At 68.9% G+C, this 20,535-nt stretch carries 21 protein-coding genes; 11 read left to right on the forward strand and 10 right to left on the reverse strand.

From position 1 onward, the window contains the following. Positions 1–7 precede the first annotated feature (7 nt). Positions 8–430, reverse strand: a complete 423-nt coding sequence (locus AB0K05_RS03170) for an SRPBCC domain-containing protein (RefSeq protein WP_364226186.1) — start codon at positions 428–430, stop codon at positions 8–10. A gap of 91 nt (positions 431–521) precedes the next feature. Between AB0K05_RS03170 and AB0K05_RS03175 the strand changes: the two genes are divergently transcribed. Beyond that, positions 522–1,208: a helix-turn-helix domain-containing protein gene (locus tag AB0K05_RS03175; RefSeq protein WP_148034001.1), complete on the forward strand. Its 687-nt coding sequence runs from the start codon at positions 522–524 to the stop codon at positions 1,206–1,208. Here the strand turns inward: AB0K05_RS03175 and AB0K05_RS03180 are convergent. Then, entirely contained in the window at positions 1,205–1,564 is a 360-nt protein-coding gene (locus tag AB0K05_RS03180; protein ID WP_364226189.1) for a ClpX C4-type zinc finger protein, read from the reverse strand. The genes AB0K05_RS03175 and AB0K05_RS03180 overlap by 4 nt on opposite strands. Before the next feature lie 146 nt (positions 1,565–1,710). Here AB0K05_RS03180 and AB0K05_RS03185 point away from each other — a divergent pair, with 146 nt between their 5' ends. Next, on the forward strand, positions 1,711–2,529 hold the full coding sequence (locus AB0K05_RS03185) for a lysophospholipase (RefSeq protein ID WP_364226192.1): 819 nt from the start codon (positions 1,711–1,713) through the stop codon (positions 2,527–2,529). Here the strand turns inward: AB0K05_RS03185 and AB0K05_RS03190 are convergent. The 3 genes from AB0K05_RS03190 to AB0K05_RS03200 form a co-directional block, all read right to left on the reverse strand. Beyond that, positions 2,515–3,009: a hypothetical protein gene (locus AB0K05_RS03190; protein ID WP_364226195.1), complete on the reverse strand. Its 495-nt coding sequence runs from the start codon at positions 3,007–3,009 to the stop codon at positions 2,515–2,517. The genes AB0K05_RS03185 and AB0K05_RS03190 overlap by 15 nt on opposite strands. 68 nt (positions 3,010–3,077) lie before the next feature. Next, a complete protein-coding gene (locus AB0K05_RS03195; RefSeq protein WP_364226198.1) occupies positions 3,078–4,214 on the reverse strand; it encodes a ring-hydroxylating oxygenase subunit alpha in 1,137 nt (378 codons plus the stop codon). A 163-nt stretch (positions 4,215–4,377) separates the two neighbouring features. Continuing rightward, on the reverse strand, positions 4,378–5,139 hold the full coding sequence (locus AB0K05_RS03200) for an SDR family oxidoreductase (protein WP_364226201.1): 762 nt from the start codon (positions 5,137–5,139) through the stop codon (positions 4,378–4,380). Between the two features lie 938 nt (positions 5,140–6,077). Here AB0K05_RS03200 and AB0K05_RS03205 point away from each other — a divergent pair. Together AB0K05_RS03205 and AB0K05_RS03210 are read left to right on the forward strand one after the other, a co-directional pair. Further along, a complete protein-coding gene (locus tag AB0K05_RS03205; RefSeq protein WP_364226204.1) occupies positions 6,078–7,049 on the forward strand; it encodes a hypothetical protein in 972 nt (323 codons plus the stop codon). A 125-nt stretch (positions 7,050–7,174) separates the two neighbouring features. After that, positions 7,175–7,864, forward strand: coding sequence for a hypothetical protein (locus AB0K05_RS03210; protein WP_364226207.1), 690 nt, complete (start codon positions 7,175–7,177; stop codon positions 7,862–7,864). Positions 7,865–7,908: 44 nt separating this feature from the next. On the opposite strand, the gene recQ is transcribed toward AB0K05_RS03210, so the two are convergent. Beyond that, positions 7,909–9,717 (reverse strand): DNA helicase RecQ, encoded by a 1,809-nt coding sequence (gene recQ / locus AB0K05_RS03215; protein WP_271275488.1) that lies wholly within the window; start codon positions 9,715–9,717, stop codon positions 7,909–7,911. 133 nt (positions 9,718–9,850) lie between these two features. Between recQ and AB0K05_RS03220 the strand changes: the two genes are divergently transcribed. Both AB0K05_RS03220 and AB0K05_RS03225 read left to right on the forward strand, forming a co-directional pair. Further along, on the forward strand, positions 9,851–10,096 hold the full coding sequence (locus AB0K05_RS03220; RefSeq protein ID WP_364226210.1) for a type B 50S ribosomal protein L31: 246 nt from the start codon (positions 9,851–9,853) through the stop codon (positions 10,094–10,096). Between the two features lie 69 nt (positions 10,097–10,165). Then, on the forward strand, positions 10,166–10,369 hold the full coding sequence (locus tag AB0K05_RS03225) for a DUF3040 domain-containing protein (protein WP_148033993.1): 204 nt from the start codon (positions 10,166–10,168) through the stop codon (positions 10,367–10,369). Here AB0K05_RS03225 and AB0K05_RS03230 read toward each other — a convergent pair. From AB0K05_RS03230 to AB0K05_RS03240, 3 genes are all read right to left on the reverse strand, one after another. After that, on the reverse strand, positions 10,340–10,597 hold the full coding sequence (locus tag AB0K05_RS03230; protein WP_148033992.1) for a DUF6343 family protein: 258 nt from the start codon (positions 10,595–10,597) through the stop codon (positions 10,340–10,342). The genes AB0K05_RS03225 and AB0K05_RS03230 overlap by 30 nt on opposite strands. 17 nt (positions 10,598–10,614) lie before the next feature. Then, a complete protein-coding gene (locus tag AB0K05_RS03235) occupies positions 10,615–11,319 on the reverse strand; it encodes a maleylpyruvate isomerase family mycothiol-dependent enzyme (RefSeq protein ID WP_219545631.1) in 705 nt (234 codons plus the stop codon). Between the two features lie 93 nt (positions 11,320–11,412). Further along, positions 11,413–12,153, reverse strand: coding sequence for a hypothetical protein (locus AB0K05_RS03240; protein ID WP_148033990.1), 741 nt, complete (start codon positions 12,151–12,153; stop codon positions 11,413–11,415). 185 nt (positions 12,154–12,338) lie between these two features. Between AB0K05_RS03240 and AB0K05_RS03245 the strand changes: the two genes are divergently transcribed. Beyond that, positions 12,339–13,211, forward strand: coding sequence for a sugar kinase (locus tag AB0K05_RS03245; RefSeq protein WP_148033989.1), 873 nt, complete (start codon positions 12,339–12,341; stop codon positions 13,209–13,211). On the opposite strand, the gene AB0K05_RS03250 is transcribed toward AB0K05_RS03245, so the two are convergent. Then, entirely contained in the window at positions 13,212–16,154 is a 2,943-nt protein-coding gene (locus tag AB0K05_RS03250; RefSeq protein ID WP_364226216.1) for a discoidin domain-containing protein, read from the reverse strand. It lies immediately after the preceding gene. Between the two features lie 156 nt (positions 16,155–16,310). Between AB0K05_RS03250 and AB0K05_RS03255 the strand changes: the two genes are divergently transcribed. The 4 genes from AB0K05_RS03255 to AB0K05_RS03270 all read left to right on the forward strand — a co-directional run bounded on the left by AB0K05_RS03255 (position 16,311) and on the right by AB0K05_RS03270 (position 20,533). Further along, entirely contained in the window at positions 16,311–17,300 is a 990-nt protein-coding gene (locus tag AB0K05_RS03255) for a LacI family DNA-binding transcriptional regulator (protein WP_219545634.1), read from the forward strand. Positions 17,301–17,393: 93 nt separating this feature from the next. Continuing rightward, positions 17,394–18,734, forward strand: coding sequence for an extracellular solute-binding protein (locus AB0K05_RS03260; RefSeq protein ID WP_364226220.1), 1,341 nt, complete (start codon positions 17,394–17,396; stop codon positions 18,732–18,734). A 3-nt stretch (positions 18,735–18,737) separates the two neighbouring features. After that, the gene (locus AB0K05_RS03265; protein WP_219545636.1) at positions 18,738–19,604 is read left to right on the forward strand and encodes a sugar ABC transporter permease; all 867 of its coding nucleotides are present in this window, start codon (positions 18,738–18,740) and stop codon (positions 19,602–19,604) included. Further along, the gene (locus AB0K05_RS03270; protein WP_364226224.1) at positions 19,601–20,533 is read left to right on the forward strand and encodes a carbohydrate ABC transporter permease; all 933 of its coding nucleotides are present in this window, start codon (positions 19,601–19,603) and stop codon (positions 20,531–20,533) included. Before AB0K05_RS03265 ends, AB0K05_RS03270 begins: the two co-directional genes overlap by 4 nt. The last annotated feature ends 2 nt before the right edge of the window (positions 20,534–20,535 follow it).

Here is a 20,535-nt window from a genome sequence, read left to right on the forward strand (position 1 = left end):
CGGAACGTCAGCCGGCCAGCAGCTCGCCGAGCCGGTCGAAGAACTCCATCCAGCCCCGCCGGGACTCCTCGCCGGCGCCGTGCTCATGGAAGGTCATCGCGGTCCGGCCCCCGGCGTCCGCCAGCTCGACCGTGACCACCGAGGCCGGACCCGGGCTGCCGGGATCGCCGATGGTGAAGACGAACCGCCCCGGCGGCGCCACCTCGCGGTAGGCGCCGTCGAACGTCACCTCGAAGCCCTCCTCGGCGGTCAGCGTCACCTGCCATCGGCCGCCCGGACGGGCGTCCAGGACGATCCGGTCCACCGGCGCGGCCATGAACCGCGGCCCGAACCACCGGGCGAACCGCTCCGGCGTGGTCCAGGCGGCGAACACGTCCTCGCGGGGCACGTCGAACACGCGGATGATCTCGTACGAGGCGGTCTGCGTCATGGTGGCCTCCCTCTCCATGTCGGCGAGGGCCCACCATGACCGGGCGGGCTTACGATCCACTTCATCCGGCCTTAAGGGCTAGGCTGCGCGGGTGGACAGCGCAGAACTCAAGGAACGCGTACGCGAGCTGCGGGCCGAGGGCCGCTCGCCCAAGGAGATCGCCCGCGCGCTCAAGGTGCCGCCGTCGGCCGTCGCCCCGCTGGTGCGGGCCATCGCGGCCGAGAACGCCGGCGGCGGGGACGACCGTGAGGCCGAGCTGATCGGCTGCTGGATGAGCGTCGGCTGGAGCAACGGACTCGGCGTCGACCCCGCCCGCGGCTGGACGGACGAGGCGCCCGACGCCGAGGGCGGCAAGGTGTCGGTGCTGGTGGTGAGGCGTCACAACTGGGACAAGCTGACGGTCGTCGGCTGCCTGGCCGACGTCTACTGCACCGGCATCAAGCACATCATCGGGCCCGACGTGGTCGACGAGCGGGAGCTGCGCCGGTTCAGGGAGTTCTTCTTCTCCGACTACAAGGGCTTCCAGGAGGTGCCCGTCGAGCTGGCGCGCCACCTGGTGTTCGGCGCCGACGACTACGCCCGCTCGCTGGGCGTCGAGTCGCACGAGGAGATCGGGCAGCTCTCCGGCCTGCTGGGCGACTGGGAGGGGCCGTCGGCGATCACGTTCGGCCGCCGGGGCAGGCCCTACTACGTGCCGGACACGTACGACGACCCGCAGAAGGTCGTCCACATCCTGCGCCGCAAGCTCTCCTACGACGAGTTCGACTACGACATCTAGCTCTTCTCGCCGGAGAACCTCTCCCACGCCGACTGCCGAGCCGTGCCCATGGCGGCGCCGATCCGCGCCCATGAGACGCCCCGGTCGCGCAGCCGGTCGACCCAGACCTGGAGGTTGGCGTCGACCTGGGCGCTGACGGCGGCGATGCGCGGCAAAAAGTCGAGGATCTCCTGGTCGGACATGGTGTCCGGCCAGGGGATCTCGGCGGTGGACGACGACTCGCGCGGCATCTCCAGCACGGCGTTGCACAGCCCGACGCACTCGTCGCAGATGTAGACGCCGGCGCCGGCGATCATCTTGCCCACCTCGTCCTTGGACTTGGTGCAGAACGAGCAGCGGATCTCCAGGTCCTGCATGGAAGCCTCCTTGAGCTGTCAGGTGTGACCTGACACGGACGCTAGACCGTCAGGGTCACCCTGACAACCCCTCCGCTTCCCGATACGGTGGCGCTACCCGCCTGGCACAGTGCCCCCGCCGGGGCGTACGCACGAAGGAGCGCGACATGGCCGAGTCACGGGAGCACAGGTTCGTCGGCACGCGAGGTGAGAACGTCGTGCGCGAGTGGCCGAACGAGCGGCCCCGCTACGTCGCCGTCCTCGTGCACGGCTACGGCGAGCACATCGGCCGGTACGAGCACGTCGCCGACGCCCTCGTGCGCCACGGCGCCGCCGTCTACGGCCTGGACCACATGGGACACGGCAAGTCGCAGGGCGAGCGGGTGCTGATCGACGACTTCGAGGACGTGGTGACCGACGTGCACGCGGTGGACGAGCGCGTCCGCGCCGACCATCCCGGCGTGCCCGTCGTGTTGATCGGCCACTCGATGGGCGGCCTGATCGCCGCCCGCTACGCGCAGCGCTACGGCGACGGTCTGGCCGCGCTGGTGCTGTCCGGGCCGGTCATCGGCTCCTGGGAGGTCATCCCGCAACTGCTCGCGCTCGACCCGATCCCGGAAGTGCCGATCGACCCGGCCACGCTCTCCCGCGACCCCGCCGTCGGCGTCGCCTACGCCGAGGACCCGCTGGTGTGGCACGGCGCGTTCAAGCGGCCCACGCTGGAGGCGCTCGCCACCACCATCGAGGTCATCGCCAAGGGCGGCACCTTCGGCCCGCTGCCGACGCTGTGGATCCACGGCTCCGACGACCGGCTCGTCCCGCTGTCGGGCACCCGGCCCGGCATCGAAGCCGTCAAGGGCGGCGACTTCACCGAGATCATCTACCCGGAGGCCCGTCACGAGGTCTTCAACGAGACGAACAAGGACGAGGTGCTGGCGGACGTGACGACGTTCGTCGACCGCGCCCTCGCGTCACGCCACCCGTAGCCAGGCGTGCCCCGAGCCCCGGGTCCTGGACAGCTCCACCTTCCAGCACCCGGGCGCGGGGAACACCCACCCGGTGCCCCACTCGTAGCCGGGCCGCCGCCAGTTGGACCCGCCGTGGTCCTCCAGCCAGACGAGCTTGGCCCGCTTCCCGCCGGGCCCCGTCGCCGAGACCTTGAGCGGGCCCTCCCCGGTCATCCGCCACACGATCTTCACCTCGGCCCCCGCCTCGAACGGCACCTCGGCGAACAGCAGCCCCCACAGCTCGGCGTCCTCGGAAGTGCCCCGCACCTCGGCGAAGCCGTCGGCGGGAGTGAGCAGTTCGGTCCCGTTGCACGTCTCCCCGGTCTTCACGGCGTCGGCCATCGGCCCGTCCGCGCCCGGTGGAGGCGCGTGCGTGGACTCGCCCGTACCCGTCGTGCCTGCCGCGCACCCGCCGACGAGCACGACCACCGCCACCACCGCCATCGCCAACGCCCGCACCGACGCTCCTCCCGGCCGTTCCGTCCATCCCTTCCTCTACACACGGACGGCCGGAAAGGTTCCTGCGTTCATGGGGAGCGTTCGAGTTCGCGGCGGTAGGCGTCGAGGACGAGACCGTGGAAATGGTGGACCGCGTGCTCCGACAGGCCGGACCCGCCCGGATCGTAGACGATCTTGCCTTGGGTGAACGCGGGGCTGCGCATCCCGCGCTGGACGCTCTCCACCAGGGCGATGTCCTCCTTCTGGAGCACCTCGTCGATGTAGCGGATGCTGTCCACCTCGGCCTCGTCGGGCTCGGCCGTCTCCAGGTAGAAGTCCCAGGTCTCCCGGGTCCGCTCCGGGCCGTCAGGGATGAGCTGCAGCACCATGAAGTTGCCCCGGCCGGGATAGCGCAGCAGGCATGTGTTGGGCCACAGCCACCAGACCGCGTGCTCGGTGACCGTCGCCCCCGACACGTCGTAGGCGGAGTTCTCCGCCTTGCCGGCCAGGGCCATGTGGCTGGACCAGATCCCGTGGGTGGTGACCTCGTAGGTGCTCATGTCGACCAGGGACACGAAGTCCTTGTGCGCCACGTGGCAGTGGTAGCACTCCAGGAAGTTGTCGACGACGTTCTTCCAGTTGGAGGCGATGTCGTAGGTGAGCCGGCGGGCGAGGGTCAGCTTCGCCACGTCCGGCGCCCGCGCCAGGATCTCCGCCTCCAGGTCCCCGGCCTGTTCGGTCAGGGGCGCGGCCCCGGGATCGAGGTTGACGTAGACCATGCCGCCGAACTCGCCGGCCTGGACCTGGTCCAGGCACACGGCGGAGGCGTCGAACCCGGGCATGTCGCCGGTGTTGCGCGCCCGCCGCAACCGGCCGGTCAGGTCGTAGTTCCAGGCGTGGTACGGGCACACGATGCTGCGCCGGACACCGGACCCCGTCAGCAGCTCGTGCGCCCGGTGCTTGCACACGTTGTAGAACGCCCGCAGCGCGCCGGCCTCGTCGCGGACCGCGACGATCGGCAGGCCGGCGACCGTGCCCGTCACATAGCTCCCCGGCTCCCGCAGCTTCTCCACGTGACACAGCCACTGCCACGTACGAGCGAAGATCGCCCGCTGGTCGACGTCGGACCAGCGCGGATCGGTGTAGGCGTCGGCGTGCAGGGACATCGACAGGGCGGGGTCGGGGTCGTATCCGGCGGAGATGTGATCGAACGGATCAGGTGTCACCGTACCTCCAAGACCTGACACCGGCGCACGGGATCCGCGTGGCGACACCCGAATTCGGCGCCAACTCAACCGAGGCTAATGATCCTTGAGGCGAACAATCAACCCTTTGATCACTTAATCGGCGGCCTCGCGGTTTTCCGTCCGTTTCGCAGGCGCTGCTGCCTCAATCCCGGGCCTCGGGGTCCAGCCCGAGCACCGAACGCCCCCCGTCCACCGGCAGCGTCACCCCGTTGACGAAGGACGCCTCCGGCGAGAGCAGGTACGCGACCGCCGCGGCGATTTCACCGGCCGTGGCCACCCGGCCGAGCGGATGCAGCCGCGCCATCTCCCGCTCGACCTCGGCCGCCGCCTCCGCCGGCTGCCCGGCCAGGAACTCCTCGTACCGTTCCGTCGCCACCGACCCGGGTGCGACGGCATTGACCCGGATCCCCCGCTTGCCGTACTCGACGGCGAGCGCCCTGGTCAGCCCCTCTATCCCGGCCTTGGCCGTGGCGTACGGCAGGCTGCCCGGCACCGCGCGCCGGGCCTGGTGGGAGGTGACGTTGACGACGGCGCCGCCGGTGCCGGCGGCCAGGAAGCGGCGCACGGCGACCGCGCAGCCGACGACCGCCAGGTCCAGGTTCGCCGCGATGAGTCCGCGTACCTCCTCAATGGGCGCGCTGTGCACGGAGGCGTCGCGGAAGACGGCGGCGTTGTTCACCCAGCCGGCCAGCGTGCCCGCCTCCTGCGCCAGGTCGGCGGCGCGGCCCGCGACACCCTCGTCCGCCGCGTCGCCGACCACCCCGACCACCCGCTCGCCGGCCCAGCCCAGCGCATCGGGGTCGCGCTCCACGACCACCACGGTGTGCTTCTCTCCCAGCAGGCGCTCCACGACAGCCCGCCCGATCCCTCTGCCTCCACCGGTCACCACATACGAAAGGCTCATGATTGGACGATATGTGGATCTAGCCCACGCCCGTCCCTTTCCTGCAGGCGGTCCCAAAGCATGGTCTTCGCCCACCAGCACTCCGCGCCCGACAGCTCAGGCCGCGCCCATTGGGGGCGCGCCCCCCCAAACCCCCATCTAAAACCCCGCTTCGCCGCTTCGTAGGGACGTGTGATCCCAGGGCGAGGCATGTCTGCACACTGAGTGAGCCCTCCAACTCCAGTTCAGGCTCCAATGCTGGCCGTGCTCTGACCCAAGTGTTCGGTGGAGCGATCGCGCCCCTGGATCGGGCTGACCGCGGCCGAAGCGTTCATCGGCTTCTTCGCCATTCGCCCCGCACGGGCGGCAGCGGCGGTTACCGCAACCTGAACCGACAAACATAGCTATAAAGAGCATCTGGGTCCGATCGCCGCGGCAGGTCACTAAACGGTGGTTGTGGCCCAGAACCAAGCGTCCGAAGTTTTTGACGAGCACAAACAGCATCCGACCACCGCCATGTTTCACGCTGTGCTGTTGGGTGGTCGCCGCGTCGAGGGAGCGGAACAGTGCCGATTCAACCCGGATCGTCGCAGCACCTCAGGAGACTCCTGAGGCTTCCTCTTGACACACAGCCGCTGGCACCTCACTGTCACAGGCAAACCCCGGTCGGCTCCCCGGGAGGGCGGAACGATGAGCCCAGGCGACATAGATCTGGCCGGTAACGAGCCACGTGGATACATCTGGTCCGATTATGTCGGCTGCGCGGGTTCGGGGCACAAATGGGCGATGCCGCGGTCAGATGACATCCGGGTGTGTGACAGAGGGCATCGAATTCGGCAGGTCGAAGTTGAGCTTCGCTGCACTGTTTGTGGCTGGCAGGCGAAGTGGTACCGTAAGAGACCCTTGTGTCCTGTTGGCGGAAGCTCCCATCAGTACGAGATTGTGAACTACACGCCCCAATGATAGACAGCCTGTTCGATCGGGCCAGCTCCATTCTTGAGAAGCGTTTCCTTCGCAACGCTTTTCTCCCCGTGCTGCTGTTCCCACCCGTCACGCTATTGCCGAGCCTCCTGCAGGGCGGCAGGCTTGAGGCTCTGGTTGCGGCTTGGAGTGCGCAATCTCTCGGACTGCAGGTGATCGAGACTCTGGGTTTCTTCGCACTCTCGTGGTTCGGGGCGTCTGTTCTGGCGAGCCAGTGGCGCAATATCGTACGACTGTTCGAGGGATATCCTTGGCAGCGATGGCACAGAATCTATGGCGTCGGCAGGAAGTGGCACGGTGCACGTCAGGCCGAGCTGCAATACATGAGCCTCTATGGTCCGAATATCGACGCTGCCGTACATCTTCAGCATCGCATATACCCGGAAGATCCGAGCCATGTCCTGGCGACCAGGCTGGGAAACGTACTGCGCGCTGCCGAGGCATATCCCATCCAGCGATACGGTGCTGGACTGGTGACTCTATGGCCGCGCTTATACCATGTGCTGCCGCGGGAGATCCAGAACGATGTTGAGAATGCCCGCGCAACGATGGAGTTCCTGCTGGTTCTTTCCCTGTGGTTCTGCGGCTTCGGCGTCATGAACCCCTTCATAGCCTGGTTTCTGGACACGTCGATGCCGCTGGCTCTAGGGCTGCTCGGGGTCAGCCTGTTCTTCGCGTACTGTGCATATGTCTCTGCCATTCCAGCGGCGATCGAGTACGGTCAGTATCTCAAATCCGCATTTGAGGTGTATCGATTCGCGCTGCTCAAGCGCCTGCGGTTGCGTCAGCCCACTTCCATGGCTGACGAAAAGAAGCAGTGGGCTGACCTCCAGAGACTGATTCTTGAGAATCTTTTCCTCGACTCTGATTATGAACCGGACACGGAAGAGATCCGGCTGCTGGTGGCAGGGCCTGATACCCCCACCAAGCCTGGTGGAGGTGCACGGTGAATCCCTCGCCCGGCCAGAGGGAGTCGCAACCCGGCCCAGGCGAAAGCGCAAGCGGACAGATGCAGAGTGCCGCACCGCCACCTGACCGTCCCGATGACGCTGCGCCTTCAGGAGGAGAAGGTCCGATGCCGGCGACACGAGTTGCCGGCATCGATCCTCCGCGCGATGCGGGTGCTCTACTTCCAGCTCTGGGTGCCATTGATGGCAGGCTGAGTCCTCCACGTCAGCAACGCAGCCCTCTGTCTGGACTCATCCTCCTTATAGCCTTCGTCGCGATCCTGGCGGCGGGTGTCTGGGCTATTCAGATCCACCGGCAGGTGCCGGTGCTGGTGGCGAAGTATGACTTGCCCGCCTACTATCAGGTGAAGATAGATGATTTCGACCTGGAGACGCGAGCCAGCTTCGATGCGAGTGAGTATGCCACCTTGCCGATTGAGGGCAGGCTCACCATCGAAGCAGTGCGAGCGGGTGAACCGCTCCTGACCTCTGATATTTCTCCTGACCTCAGGGGAGTGCTGGGCGGGCGGATATCGACCGTCGGGCTTACCGTGCCCTACGGAAAAGTCTTCGGCGGCACGCTGAGCACAGGCGACCCGGTGCGCCTGGTGACGGTTCAGCGTGGGCGGCGCAATCATGAGATTTCAGGGGTTGTGCTTTCTGTCTCCACTGCGGGGGCGAATTCTTGGGCGGTCATGCTGGCGCTGCGATCCAAAGAGGCAAGAGCGCATGTCAGGTCTTTGGCCGGCAGCAGTATGGTCATTCTGCGCGATGCGACCACGAAGCCGCTTGGCACTGAACAGCGATCTTCATCGTGAAGGCCCCTCGGGGAAGGCGTCGGTGAGCCTTTGGGGGACAGGGGTCAGGAGTCGGACAGGGTGGCCAGGACCTGGTCGCCGTACTTGGCCAGTTTGTTCTCGCCCACCCCGCTCACCGTGCCCAGCTCCTCCAGTGACGACGGCCCCAGTGTCGCGATCTCACGCAGCGTGGCGTCGTGGAAGATGACGTAGGCCGGAACCCCTTGCTCCTTGGCCGTGGCCGCGCGCCAGGCCCGCAGCCGTTCGAAGATGGGGGCCGCCTCCGGGGGCAGGTCGGCCGCCGGGCGGGACTTCGGGGCCGACGCGGCCTTGGCCGGGCGGCGGGGGTCGCGGCGCAGGCGGACCTCGTGCTGGCCGCGCAGCACCGCCGCGCTGGCGTCGGTCAGGACGAGGGCGCCGTAGTTGGGCTCGACCGCGAGCAGGCCCTGCGCCAGGAGTTGCCGGGCCACGCCGTGCCACTCGGCGTTGCCGAGCTCGGTGCCGATGCCGAAGACGGTCAGCGAGTCGTGGCCGTGCTGCAGGACCTTGGCCGTCGTCTTGCCGAGCAGGATGTCGACGATCTGCCCCACGCCGAACTTCTGTCCCCGCTCGCGGGCCAGCCGCAGCACCGTGGAGAGCACCTTCTGCGCCGGCACGGTGCCGTCCCAGGACTCGGGCGGCGTCTGGCAGGTGTCGCAGTTGCCGCACGGGGAGCCGCCCGGCTGGCCGAAGTAGTCGAGCAGCATGACCCGCCGGCACGTCACGGTCTCGCACAGGGCGAGCATCGCGTCGAGGTGGAGGGCTTGGCGGCGGCGGTGCTGCTCGTCGCCTTCGAGGGCCATGCGCCGGTGCTGGACGACGTCCTGCAGGCCGTACGCCATCCACGCCGTGGCGGGCAGCCCGTCGCGCCCGGCCCGCCCGGTCTCCTGGTAGTAGCCCTCGACGGACTTGGGCAGGTCGAGGTGGGCCACGAAGCGCACGTCGGGTTTGTCGATGCCCATGCCGAACGCGATCGTCGCCACCACGACCAGCCCTTCCTCGCGCAGGAAGCGGGCCTGGTGGTGGGCGCGGGTGCGGGCGTCGAGGCCGGCGTGGTAGGGGAGCGCGGGGATGCCGTTCTCGACCAGGAACGCGGCGATCTTCTCGGCCGACGAGCGCGACAGGCAGTAGACGATGCCGGAGTCGCCGGGGTGCTCGGCGCGGAGGAAGTCGAGGAGCTGCCGCTTGGGCTCGCTCTTGGCGGTGATCCGGTAGTGGATGTTGGGGCGGTCGAAGCCGGCGACGAAGTGGCGGGCCTCGCCCTCGCGCAGGCCGAGGCGCTCGGCGATCTCGGCGTGGGTGGCCGGGGTGGCGGTGGCGGTCAGCGCGATGCGCGGCACCTCGGGCCACTGGGCGTGGAGCTCGGACAGCGCCAGGTAGTCGGGCCGGAAGTCGTGGCCCCACTGGGAGACGCAGTGGGCCTCGTCGATGGCGAACAGCGAGATCGCGCCCTTCTTCAGCAGCCGCACCGTCGACTCCAGCCGCAGCCGCTCGGGCGCGAGGTAGAGCAGGTCGAGCTCGCCCGCCAGGAACTCGGCCTCCACCAGCTGCCGCTCGTCGAAGTCCTGCGTCGAGTTGAGGAACCCGGCCCGCACCCCGAGCGCGGTGAGCGCGTCCACCTGGTCCTGCATGAGCGCGATCAGCGGCGAGATGACCACGCCCGTCCCGGGCCGGACGAGCGCGGGGATCTGGTAGCACAGCGACTTGCCGCCGCCGGTCGGCATGAGCACGAGCGCGTCGCCGCCCGCCGCCACATGCTCGATGATCTCCTGCTGCCCCGGCCGGAACGTGTCGTAGCCGAACACGCGGTGCAGGACCTCGGTGGCTGTATTCATGCGGCTACCTTACGTGTTCGGAATCGCTCTCGAGCCGGGTTCGCCCACGGCGATCGTAGCCGCTGCGCATCGTCCTCCCTTGCCCCTTTCGCGGCGTGGGAATGAAAACCGTTCCCATCTGGTTGACGGGCACATGAAGAAGAACCTGCATCCCGCGTACCGTCCCGTCGTCTTCCGCGACCCGAGTGCCGGGGTCGCCTTCCTCACCCGGTCCACCGCGACCGGCACGGCCACCGTGGAGTGGGGGGACGGCCGCACCTACCCGGTGATCGACGTCGACGTGTCGTCGGCGAGCCACCCCTTCTACACCGGCCGCGGCCGCGTCCTCGACAGCGCGGGCCGGGTCGAGCGCTTCAACAAGCGTTACAGCAGGCCATGACCCCGTACTGAACGGCCCGTCCCTGGGTAGCAGGGGCGGGACCGGCGGTGGGAGCGGTGGTGATGGCATATGGCCCTGTCGGAGCGGGAGCGCCGCATCCTTGAGGAGATCGAGGATGCCCTGGAACGCGACGACCCCAAGCTCGCCAGGCGCGTGTCGGGGGTCGCCTCCGGGACGGGCCGTCTCCGGAGGCTGCTCCTGAGTGGTTGGTTCATGGTCGCGGTCATCGTCGTGACAGTCGCCCTACTGGTGCTGGCGGTCGCGCTGGCGTGAGAGGCGGCGCTGGATGATGACCAGGTCGACGGCGGCGAAGACCGCGACGGCCGCCGCGATCGCGGCCTCCCATGCCCACACCTGCTCGCCCGTGCTCATCGCCTGCGTGATGAAGTAGACCGCCGCCGCGGTGCCCAGCACGAGCGCGGCCAGGGACAGGATCCGGCGCAACCGGTAGGGGCTGCGCGCGGTCAACGGCTCCGTTCCCGCGCGGTTGCGCAGCCACATGGGGATTCACACTCCTCTCAGGCGAGACAACGCAGCGCCGACACGAGCCGCGGGCTGAGCCCGTTGCCCGGAGGGAGCCGGCCCACCGTCGCCTCGACGAAGTCCGGATAGGACAAGCTGGCTTCGGCGTCGCCGAAGTGCACCCAGATCTGCTCGGCGGTCTGCTCCACCTGCACGCTCGGGTCCTGCTCGGCCAGCGCGAACCGGCCGACCGCGACCCGCCAGAAGGTGCGGTCGTCCGCCTCGTCCGGGCGGACGGGCGCGCCCACGTCGTCGGCGTGCGTGGCGTACTCGGAGTCGTAGTGGAAGGCCTGCTCGCCCACCGGATAGGGCCCGGCCATGGTCTCCAGGAGGGCGTCGCGGCCGAGCGCGCGCATGCGGCGTCGGGTGTCGCCGTTCTTGTCGCGCCACTCCCGCAGCACCTCTTCGACGGGCAGGTCACGCCGCTGACGGACGCACCACTCGTTGAACTCGTTGTAGCCGCCGATGCCCTCCGCCTCCATCAGCAGCCGTAGCTCGCCGAGGGTGCCGTCGAGGCAGGCCTGGTTGTAGAGCTCCTCGCCGGCCAGGTGGCCGAGCACGTCGCGGACGGTCCATCCGGCGGCGCGGGAAGGGCGCCGCCAGCCCTCCTCGTCCAGGCCGGAGAAGAACCAGTCCAGCCGGGACGCCTCGGCGTCGAAGATGTCGAACGGGTCGTACTCGCGCAGCAGATCCTCTGGCATATCCGGTCGCTACCCGCAGGATCCCGGAACTCACCGGGCCCGGGCACGGCGAAGGCCCGGCCGGAGCCCGGCCGGGCCTTCACTCAGTGGTGCTTACCGGCGCCAGCTGTAGACGCGCACGTAGTCGGTGCGGCTGGTGGCGTCGTCGAGCTTCCTGTCGCCCTTGAAGACGGCCTTGTAGCTGCCGCTACGGTAGGCGCGGTCCTTGGCGTAGAACTTGCCGTGACGGTCGGTGCGGTCGGAGGCGACCCACTTCCAGCCACTGGAGCCGTTGGCCTTGTAGTAGACGTGGACCTTCTCGTAGCCCACGGCGCGCCAGTGGTCACCGCGCTCGGCCAGCAGGCGGCCGGAGAAGTAGACCGACTTGCCCTTGCGGACCTTCGACGGCGAGGCGTCGAAGCTCAGCCGGGTGTCGGCCTTGCTCCAGCCCTTGCGGACGTCGACGTAGAAGAACGACGTGTCGTGGGCGACACGCTTGCCCTCCTTGTCGAAGGCGGTGGCGATGGCCTTCCACTTGCCTTCGGGGTCGTGCGAGGTGAACGGCACCGAGAAGAGCCAGTTCTCCAGGGGCTTGACTTCCTTGCCCCGCAGGGTGCGGAACTTGCTGTCGGCCGGCTCGACGCTGAGCTCGACCTTCTCGACGTCGGAGCTGGCGCCCACCTTGAAGCGGGCGACGGTCTCGCTGCCGTGCTTGACGACGACAGGGTTCGGCGAGACATCGAGGATCTCGACCTTAGGCGCCTTGGTGGTGGTGGCGGCGACGGCGCTGCCACCAGACATCAGCATGGTCCCGCCCGCGAGAGCGGCGACCAGGCCTACGGCGATCTTTCGCATGAGGGTGCTTCTCCCCGTAAATCTTGTGGCACCGGCCCGGGATGACCGGTTCCCTTTACTGCTTAGAGCCACACTAAGGGGGAAAGGTTCGCTAAAGTTACGGAAAAATTTTGATCACGGTGGTCACCTGCACTGATGGAAAAAAATCCGTTTTGAGGCCACCTGACCGACTAGGCTCGGAGCCCATGACCGACGTCTACACCCTCGGAGAGGCGCTCGGGGTGGTCTCCAGCGGCCGGGTCCGCCACGAGACCGAGGCCAGGCTGGACATCTGCGGCCCCGAGTTCACCCTGGCCGTGGCCCTGGCGCGGCTCGGTCACCGGTGCGCCTTCGCCGGCAAGGTCGGCTCCGACGAGCTGGGCGCCCGGGTGCTGACGGTGCTGCGCGGCGAGGGCGTCGACGTCACCGACACGCGCGTCACGGAAGGGGTGCCGACCGGGCTGCTGCTGCGCGACGCGCGGGTGGGCCGCGAGCCGCTCGTCACCCACTACCGCGCCGGCTCGGCGGGCTCGACGCTGTCACCCGGCAACGTGCCGATCGACCGGGTCGGCGCCGCGCGGATGCTGCACGTCACCGGCGTCACCGCGGCTCTGGGCAGGGATCCGCACGACGCCGTGCTGGCCGCCGTGAGCGCGGCCAAGAGCGCGGAGGTGCCGATCTCGTTCGCCGTCGAGTACCGCCCCGAGCTGTGGGCGTCGGTGCGCGAGGCGGAGGAGGTGCTCACCGAGCTGGCCTGCCAGTCGCACCTGCTCTTCGTCCGCCAGGACGAGCTGGACCTCGTCAAGCCCGCGCTCACCCCCGAACGCGAGGTCGTGGTCGCCCGCGGCGCCAAGGGCGCGAGCGTGCGGGCCGACCGGATGCGCTACGACGCCCCCGGCCCGCAGACGCCGGTGGTCGACTACGGCGGGGCCGGGGACGCGTTCGTGGCCGGTTACCTCAGCGCGGCCCTGGACGGGCTGACCCCGCCGGAGCGCCTGGGGCGCGCGACGCAGCTGAGCGCCGCCGCCGCGTCCACCGCCAGCGACTGGCAGGGCCTGCCGGCCAGGGGCGAGCTGTAGCTACTCGATGTTCAGGGTGAACGTCGAGGTGGTGTTCTTGATGTTCTGCGCGTTGTCGGCGAAGCGCAGGCCGCGGAACGTGGCCGAGCCGACGGCCGGGCCCTGGCCCTGCTCCGGCAGCTCGTTGACCCAGATGCCGAAGCCCGACTTGGCGTCGTAGGCGTCGCCGCTCCTGCGCGCCCCGGTGATCGACACGTCCGTGAAGACGGTGTCGGTGACCGGGTTCACCGGCCGCGCGCCGTCGTACATGGTCTGGAACATGATCCCGCTGTACGTGGGATCGACGATGTCCAGATTGCTGACCCGGATGCCCTGGAACGTCTTCGACGCCGAGAACAGCCACATCGCCGGGAAGGTCTGCGCGCCCCAGAAGTGGCCGCCGGCCCGGACGAGCGAGATGTTCTCGAACCGGGTGGGCGGGTTCGCCCCGAAGCCGTGCATCGGGTAGCCGAAGTCGAGCGAGCTGATCGTGACGCCCGAGTAGACCAGCGTGTCGGCCACGTAGATGTCGCGGAAGGTGTTGCCGTACCCGCCGTAGACGGCCACGCCCGCGGCCCGCCAGGTGAGCAGCGAGGTCAGGTTCTCGTAGACGTTGCCGTGCTGCTCGCCCGCGTTGTTGTCGGTGGCGGAGAACAGGGCGAAGCTGTCGTCGCCGGTGGACCGGGTCTCCACGTGGGTGACGTGGTTGCCGGTGCTGCCGTTGGTCATGTTGAGCCCGTCGGCGAACACGTTCCTGATCCGCGAGTTCCTGATCGTCATGTCGTCCGTGTTCGAGCCCCAGTACATGCAGACCTGGTGCTCCACCCACAGGTTCTCGATCGTCATGTCCGCCACGTTCGTGAAGTCGAACACCTTGCCCGGCCCGTCGATGCGCGAGGTGTAGTTGCCGAAGTAGGCGAAGCCCGCGAACGTCGAGCCGTTGGCCGTCGCGTCCGCGCGGAAGCCGACGTCGGTGTTCGACTGCCCGGCCGGCGCGTGGAAGCGGGTGTACCAGGGCCCGGCGCCGACGATCCTGACGGCCTTCCCGTACACCTGGAACTTGCCCGTCGTCTGGTAGCCGCCCGGCGGCAGGTAGACGCCGGTGAGCGCGCTGTCCATGCGGGCCCGGTCGAGCGCGTTCTGCACGTCCTGGTGCCCGAACCCGGTCGGTACGGCGTACTTCGCCGGGTCGGGGTTGCCGATGGGGGAGACCTGCTCGAAGTCGACGAAGTCGATCGTGTAGGTGGAGGTGTTGGCCGCGTCCTTCTGCAGCCTGATCTTGCGGCCCGCCGGGACCGTGGTGTCCAGCATCAGGTTGGCCTCGTCGTAGACGTGCCGCGGCGGGCCGGAGCCGGGGTTGTTGTCCGGGCTCGCCTCGGGGCCGTACAGCCAGGCGAAGCGCGAGGTCAGGTTGATCGCCTTGTGGAAGGCGCCGTCGACGTACACGTTCAGCGTCGCGTCGAGGCCGCCGCCGCCCGGCGCGTCCGGGATCGAGAAGCGGGTGACGAGTGTGTTCGTGGCCGCCTTGGTGGTGAACTCGACGTAGGAGCCGGTGGCGGCGAGCGTCACCGCGCGGCGGCCGGACGCCTCCCCGGCCAGGTCGCCGATCGTCCTGTTCGGGCCGATCCGGGTGGCGCCGCCGCCGACGACCGCCTCCTCGGCCTCGTACGTATCGTACGGCATGTTCGCGCCCCTGCCGATGGACAAGGGGTGGGTGCTGGTGTTGTTGTCCCGCTTGTCAGGCAGTTCCCTGGGGTCGTCGGCGAGCACCACGCGGACCGTGTGCCGGCCGTCGGCCGCGGTCCAGGTGCCGAGCGGGACCGGGGCGGTGGTGGCTCCCGGCGCGATGACGCCGCTGGCGGAGCCGGTCAGCGTGCGGACGGTCGCGCCCGAGCCGTCGAGCACGGCGAGCGTGATGCCGTGCGAGCCGGAGCCGGAGGCGATGGTGCCCTGGTTCCTGATGGCGACGGTGAAGGTGACGGCGTCGCCGGGGTCCGGGTTGCCCGGGGTCCAGCCGACGTCGGCGACCAGGTCGGCGGTGTCGGGGAGCGGGACGGCCGTGCCGAACACCTGGAACTCGGCCACCTGCCCGCCGGGCGCGCCGGAGTTCGCGGTGATCCGCAGCCGCACGTCGGCGGCCCGCGCGGTGACCGGGATCGTCACGCTGTTGCCGGTGGCGGGGTCGAAGACGTACGCGGCGGGCGCCACGAGGCGGGAGAAGTCGGCGGCGCCCCGCGCGCGGCCGAGCACCTCGACGGTCTGGGTGCGCCTGGCCCAGACCGCGTCCGGGTTCAGCTTGAGCACCACCGAGGTGAGGTCGGCGTCGCCGCCGAGCGCGACGGTCAGCGTGTTCGGGTAGGTCTGGCCCTCCCAGTACGTCCTGACGTCACCGTCGTTGGCGTTGCCGGCCACGTACGTGTGGGTGTGCGAAGAGGCGGCGATCCCCTTGCCGGCGGCCAGGTTCGTGCCCGGCTCCGGGTCGGGGCCGGGGCCGCCGCTCTCCCCGTACACCTCGAACTCGGCGAGCTGGGCGGCGGGCCAGCCGGTGTTCGCGGTGAACAGAAGCCGGACGTACCGGGCGCTGCCGCTCAGCGTGATCGTGGCGGACGGCGCGAAGCCGTACGTGGCCGACGGCTTGAGCGTGGTGAAGCCGGAGCCGTCCGCGCTGCCCTGGACGGTGAGCGTCTGGGTGCGGCTCGGCCAGCCGGCCGGCAGCTTGAGTGTGAGGCCGGTGAGCGTGGCGGCGGCGCCCAGGTCCACCTGGACCCACTGCGGGAACTGGCCGTTGGCCGACTCCCAGTAGGTGGCCTGGTCGCCGTCGGTGACGTTGGCGGCCCGGTAGACGTCGGTGAAGCCGCTCGCGGTGGCGGCCTTCCCGGCGGCCAGATTGGTGGCGGCGGCGGCCGGGGGCGGGGCGATGAGGAGTCCTAGGACGAGGGTCAGGGCGGCTAAGAGTGCGCGCATGGGGGTGGCCCTTCGCAGGAGTACAGTTGGCCGCACCATAGGCTTTCCAGCAGATGTGAGCAATATCTCGACTGGATTGCGCAAGAAATGAATGCTTCTGTGATGCTCACGTAAGTACTTGCAATGGTTTGCGCTGACAGTCGTATAGTTTGCGTCATGACGCGACGACTCGCAGAGGTGGCCAAGAAGGTCGGGGTGAGCGAGGCGACCGTGAGCCGCGTGCTCAACGGCAAGCCGGGGGTGTCCGACGCCACCCGGGAGGCGGTGCTCACCGCCCTCGACGTGCTCGGCTACGAGCGCCCCACCCAGCTGCGCGGCGACCGGGCCCGGCTGGTCGGCCTGGTCCTCCCCGAGCTGCAGAACCCGATCTTCCCCGCGTTCGCCGAGGTCGTCGGCGGCGCGCTGGCCCAGCAGGGGTTCACCTCCGTGCTCTGCACCCGCACGGTCGGCGGCGTCTCCGAGGCCGACTACGTCGATCTGCTGCTCCAGCAGCAGGTCAGCGGCGTGGTGTTCGCCGGCGGCCTGTACGCGCAGGCCGACGCCGCGCACGGCCACTACGAGCTGCTGCACGAGCGCAAGCTGCCCACGGTCCTGGTCAACGCCGCCGTCGGCCACCTGGACTTCCCGCAGGTGTCGTGCGACGACGTGGTGGCGGCCGAGATCGCGCTGGGCCACCTGCGTGCCCTCGGCCACGAGCGGATCGGCATGGTGCTCGGCCCCAGGGACCACGTGCCCTCGCGGCGCAAGCTGGAGGCGTTCCAGGCCGGGGGCGGCGACGCGGACCTGGTCGAGCACACCATGTTCTCCCTGGAGGGCGGGCACGCGGCTGCCGCCCGGCTGGTCAGGCGCGGGGTCACCGCCGTCGTGTGCGCCAGCGACCTGCTCGCGCTCGGCACGATCAGGGCCGCCCGCCGCGCCGGGCTGAGCGTGCCGCGCGAGGTGTCGGTGGTCGGCTTCGACGACTCGGCGCTGATGAACTGCACCGAGCCGCCGCTCACGACGGTCCGCCAGCCGATCGACGCGATGGGCCGGGCCGTCGTCGACCTGCTGGTGGCGCAGATCGACAAGGCCGTCGTGCCCGCGGACGAGCTGCTGTTCGAGCCTGAGCTGGTGGTGCGCGCCTCCACGGCGCGAGTCCGTACGTGATGTAGTCGTTATCTTGCAATCTTCAGTCTGAATATTGCGGAGATAAGTCGCTGATCCTATGGTGTGGGCAATTCGCATCAGAAGGGTCAGATCATGAAGAGATCCGCTGGGCTCTTAGTCGCATCCGCGCTCGGACTCGCCGCCTGCGGCTCCGGGCAGCAGGCTCCCCCGGCGGGCGGGGCCGACCAGGTCACCATCACCGTCGCCTGCCAGCCCGCCAAGTCCGCGCCCAAGGAGCGCCAGGCGTGGGACGACGACGTGGCCGCGTTCATGAAGGCGAACCCCGGCGTCACCGTCAAGAGCACCGACCAGCAACCCTGCTTCGACCCCAAGACGTTCGGCCCCAAGCTCGCCGGCGGCCAGATGGAGACCGTCTTCGTGGTCCCCGTCACCAACTACGACGACGTGATCAGGCAGGGGCAGGCCCTCGACATCACCGCGTACACCGGCGAGATCAAGAACTGGGACGACCTGCGCCAGGACGTGCGCGACCTGGTGACCAAGGACGGCAAGGTCTACGGCGTGCCCAACGTGCACTACGGCGTCGGCCTGGTCTACAACCGCAAGCTGTTCGCCGAGGCCGGCCTCGACCCCAACACGCCGCCTGCGACCTGGGCCGAGATCCGCGAGGCCGCCAAGAAGATCGCCGCGCTCGGCCCCGGCCACGTCGGCTACGGCGAGTACTCCGGCGGCAACACCGGCGGCTGGCACTTCACCCAGGCCATCTACGGCCGCGGCGGCAGCATCCTGACGGACGACGGCAAGAAGGCCGCCTTCAACTCGCCCGAGGGCAGGGCCGTCCTGCAGACGCTGCACGACATGCGCTGGGTCGACGACAGCATGGGCACCAAGCTCCTGGTCGGCTGGGAGTCGCTCATGGTGGCGATGGGCAGCGGCAAGGTCGGCATGATGCTCGGCGCCCCCGACGTGGTCACCGACGTGGTCGGCAAGTTCAAGGGCAGCGTCGCCGACTACGGCATCACCGGCTTCCCCGAGGCCAAGGCGTCGCTGAGCGGCGGCGAAGCGTTCATGATCAACCCCAAGGCCACGCCCGAGGAGGCGAAGGCGGGCATGCGGTGGCTCGACTTCCGCTTCAACACCGTCGGCAAGGGCCGCTTTGACTTCGCCCGCGGCAAGGCCATCGGCAACCCGGTCGGCGTCCCCGACAACGCGGTCTACGGCGACTCGCCCACCGGCCAGGCCATCCAGGCCGACCGGGTGAAGAACGCCTCCCTGCCGGTCGAGAACTACGACCCGTACGTCAAGGCCTCCGCCGCCATCCCGCCCAAGGCCGAGCCGGTCCACGCCCAGGAGATCTACGCGATCCTCGACGTGGCCATGTCCGGCGTGCTGTCCGACAAGGACGCCGACATCGACAAGCTGCTCGCCGACGCCGAGACCAAGGTGAACGCCGTGCTGGCGGCCAAGGGCTGACCCATGGCTGTTCTGAGGCGCAACCTGACGGCCTACGGGTTCCTGTGCGCGGCGCTGTTCTGCTTCGCGGTGTTCGCCTGGTATCCGATGATCAGAGAGTTCATCCTGAGCTTCCAGGAGACGAACCTGATCGATCCGCCCACCTGGGTGGGGCTGGACAACTTCGAGTACGCCGTGGGATACCCGGGCTTCACCGAGGCCTGGATCGCCACCCTGCAGTTCACGTTCCTCGCGCTGGTGTGCGGCTTCGCCGTGCCGTTCGTCGTCGCGCTCGTGCTCAACGAGCTGCGCCACGCCCGGGCCTATCTCAGGTTCGTGGTCTACCTGCCGGTCATGCTGCCGCCGATCGTCGCCGTGCTGCTGTTCAGGTGGTTCTTCGATCCCGGGCCCGGGCTGTTCAACCAGCTGCTCGGGCTGGTCAACCTGCCCGGCCTGGCCTGGCTCGACTCCCCGGCCACCGCGCTGATCTCCCTGGTCATCGTCTCGACCTGGATGAACATGGGCAGCGCGACCCTGATCTACCTGGCGGCGCTGCAGAACATCCCGCCGGAGCTGTACGAGGCGGCCGAGCTGGACGGGGCCGGGATCCTCAAGCGGATCAGGCACGTCACGATCCCGCAGACCAGGCTGATCCTGCTGCTCATGCTGATGCTGCAGATCGTGGCCACCATGCAGGTCTTCATCGAGCCGTACATGCTCACCGGCGGCGGGCCCGCGGGCTCGACCGTCACCGTCGCCTACATGATGTTCCAGTTCGCCTTCACGAACCAGAACTACGGCGTGGCCGGCGCGCTCGGCATGATGCTCATGATCGTGCTGCTCGTCTTCGCCGCGTTCCAGCTCCGGCTCACCCGGGAGGACAAGGCATGATCTCCGTCGGCGCCCGGGCCGCCGCCGGCCGCAGGCGGGCGGCCCGCCGCCCGAAACCCATCCACACCGGGCAGTTCCGTACGATCATCTCCCCGCTCCAGCTCAACAGCCGATGGGGACGGCGCGTCTACTGGGCCGTGCTCGTCACGGTCGTGGTGACCTTCACGCTGGCCTTCGTCTTCCCGCTCTACTGGATGATCACCGGCGCCATGAAGACGGGCGAGGAGATCGCCCAGATGCCGCCGACGCTCTTCCCCGCCGACCCCACCCTCGACGCCTACGCCGAGGCGTGGAACCTGTTCGACCTCGGCACGCTGCTGTGGAACACCGCCTACTACTCGCTGGGCGGCTGGATCTTCTGCATGCTCGTGGACGTGTCGGCGGCGTACGCGCTGTCGAGGCTGCGGCCGATGTTCGGCGGGGTGATCCTGGGCGCGATGCTGGCCACGCTGATGATCCCGGCCATGGTCGTGCTGATCCCGCTCTACGTCACCGTCGTCGACCTCGGATTGTTGAACAATCCCTGGGGGCTGTGGTTCCCCGCGGCCGCCAACGGGTTCAACATCTTCCTGCTCAAACGGTTCTTCGACTCGATCCCGCGCGAACTGATCGAGGCCGCGCGGATCGACGGCGCCGGCGCCTTCCGGGTGCTCTGGTCGGTGGTGCTGCCCGTGTCGCGGCCGATCCTCGGCGTGGTGTCGATCTTCACCATCGTCACCTCGTTCAAGGACTTCGTCTGGCCGCTGCTGGTCATGACCGACAGCGACAAGATGACGCTCAGCGTCGGCCTGTCGCAGACCGCCGGCATGGTCACGCAGAACGCCGTCATGGGCGGCCTGGTCGTCGCGAGCATCCCGACGATCATCGTCTTCTTCGTCTTCCAACGTCACATCATGGCGGGTCTCACCGCCGGATCTATCAAAGGGTGATC

It is taken from the genome of Nonomuraea sp. NPDC049486 (genome assembly GCF_040676925.1).
In the GTDB taxonomy this organism is placed as follows: Bacteria; Actinomycetota; Actinomycetes; order Streptosporangiales; family Streptosporangiaceae; genus Nonomuraea; species Nonomuraea ferruginea.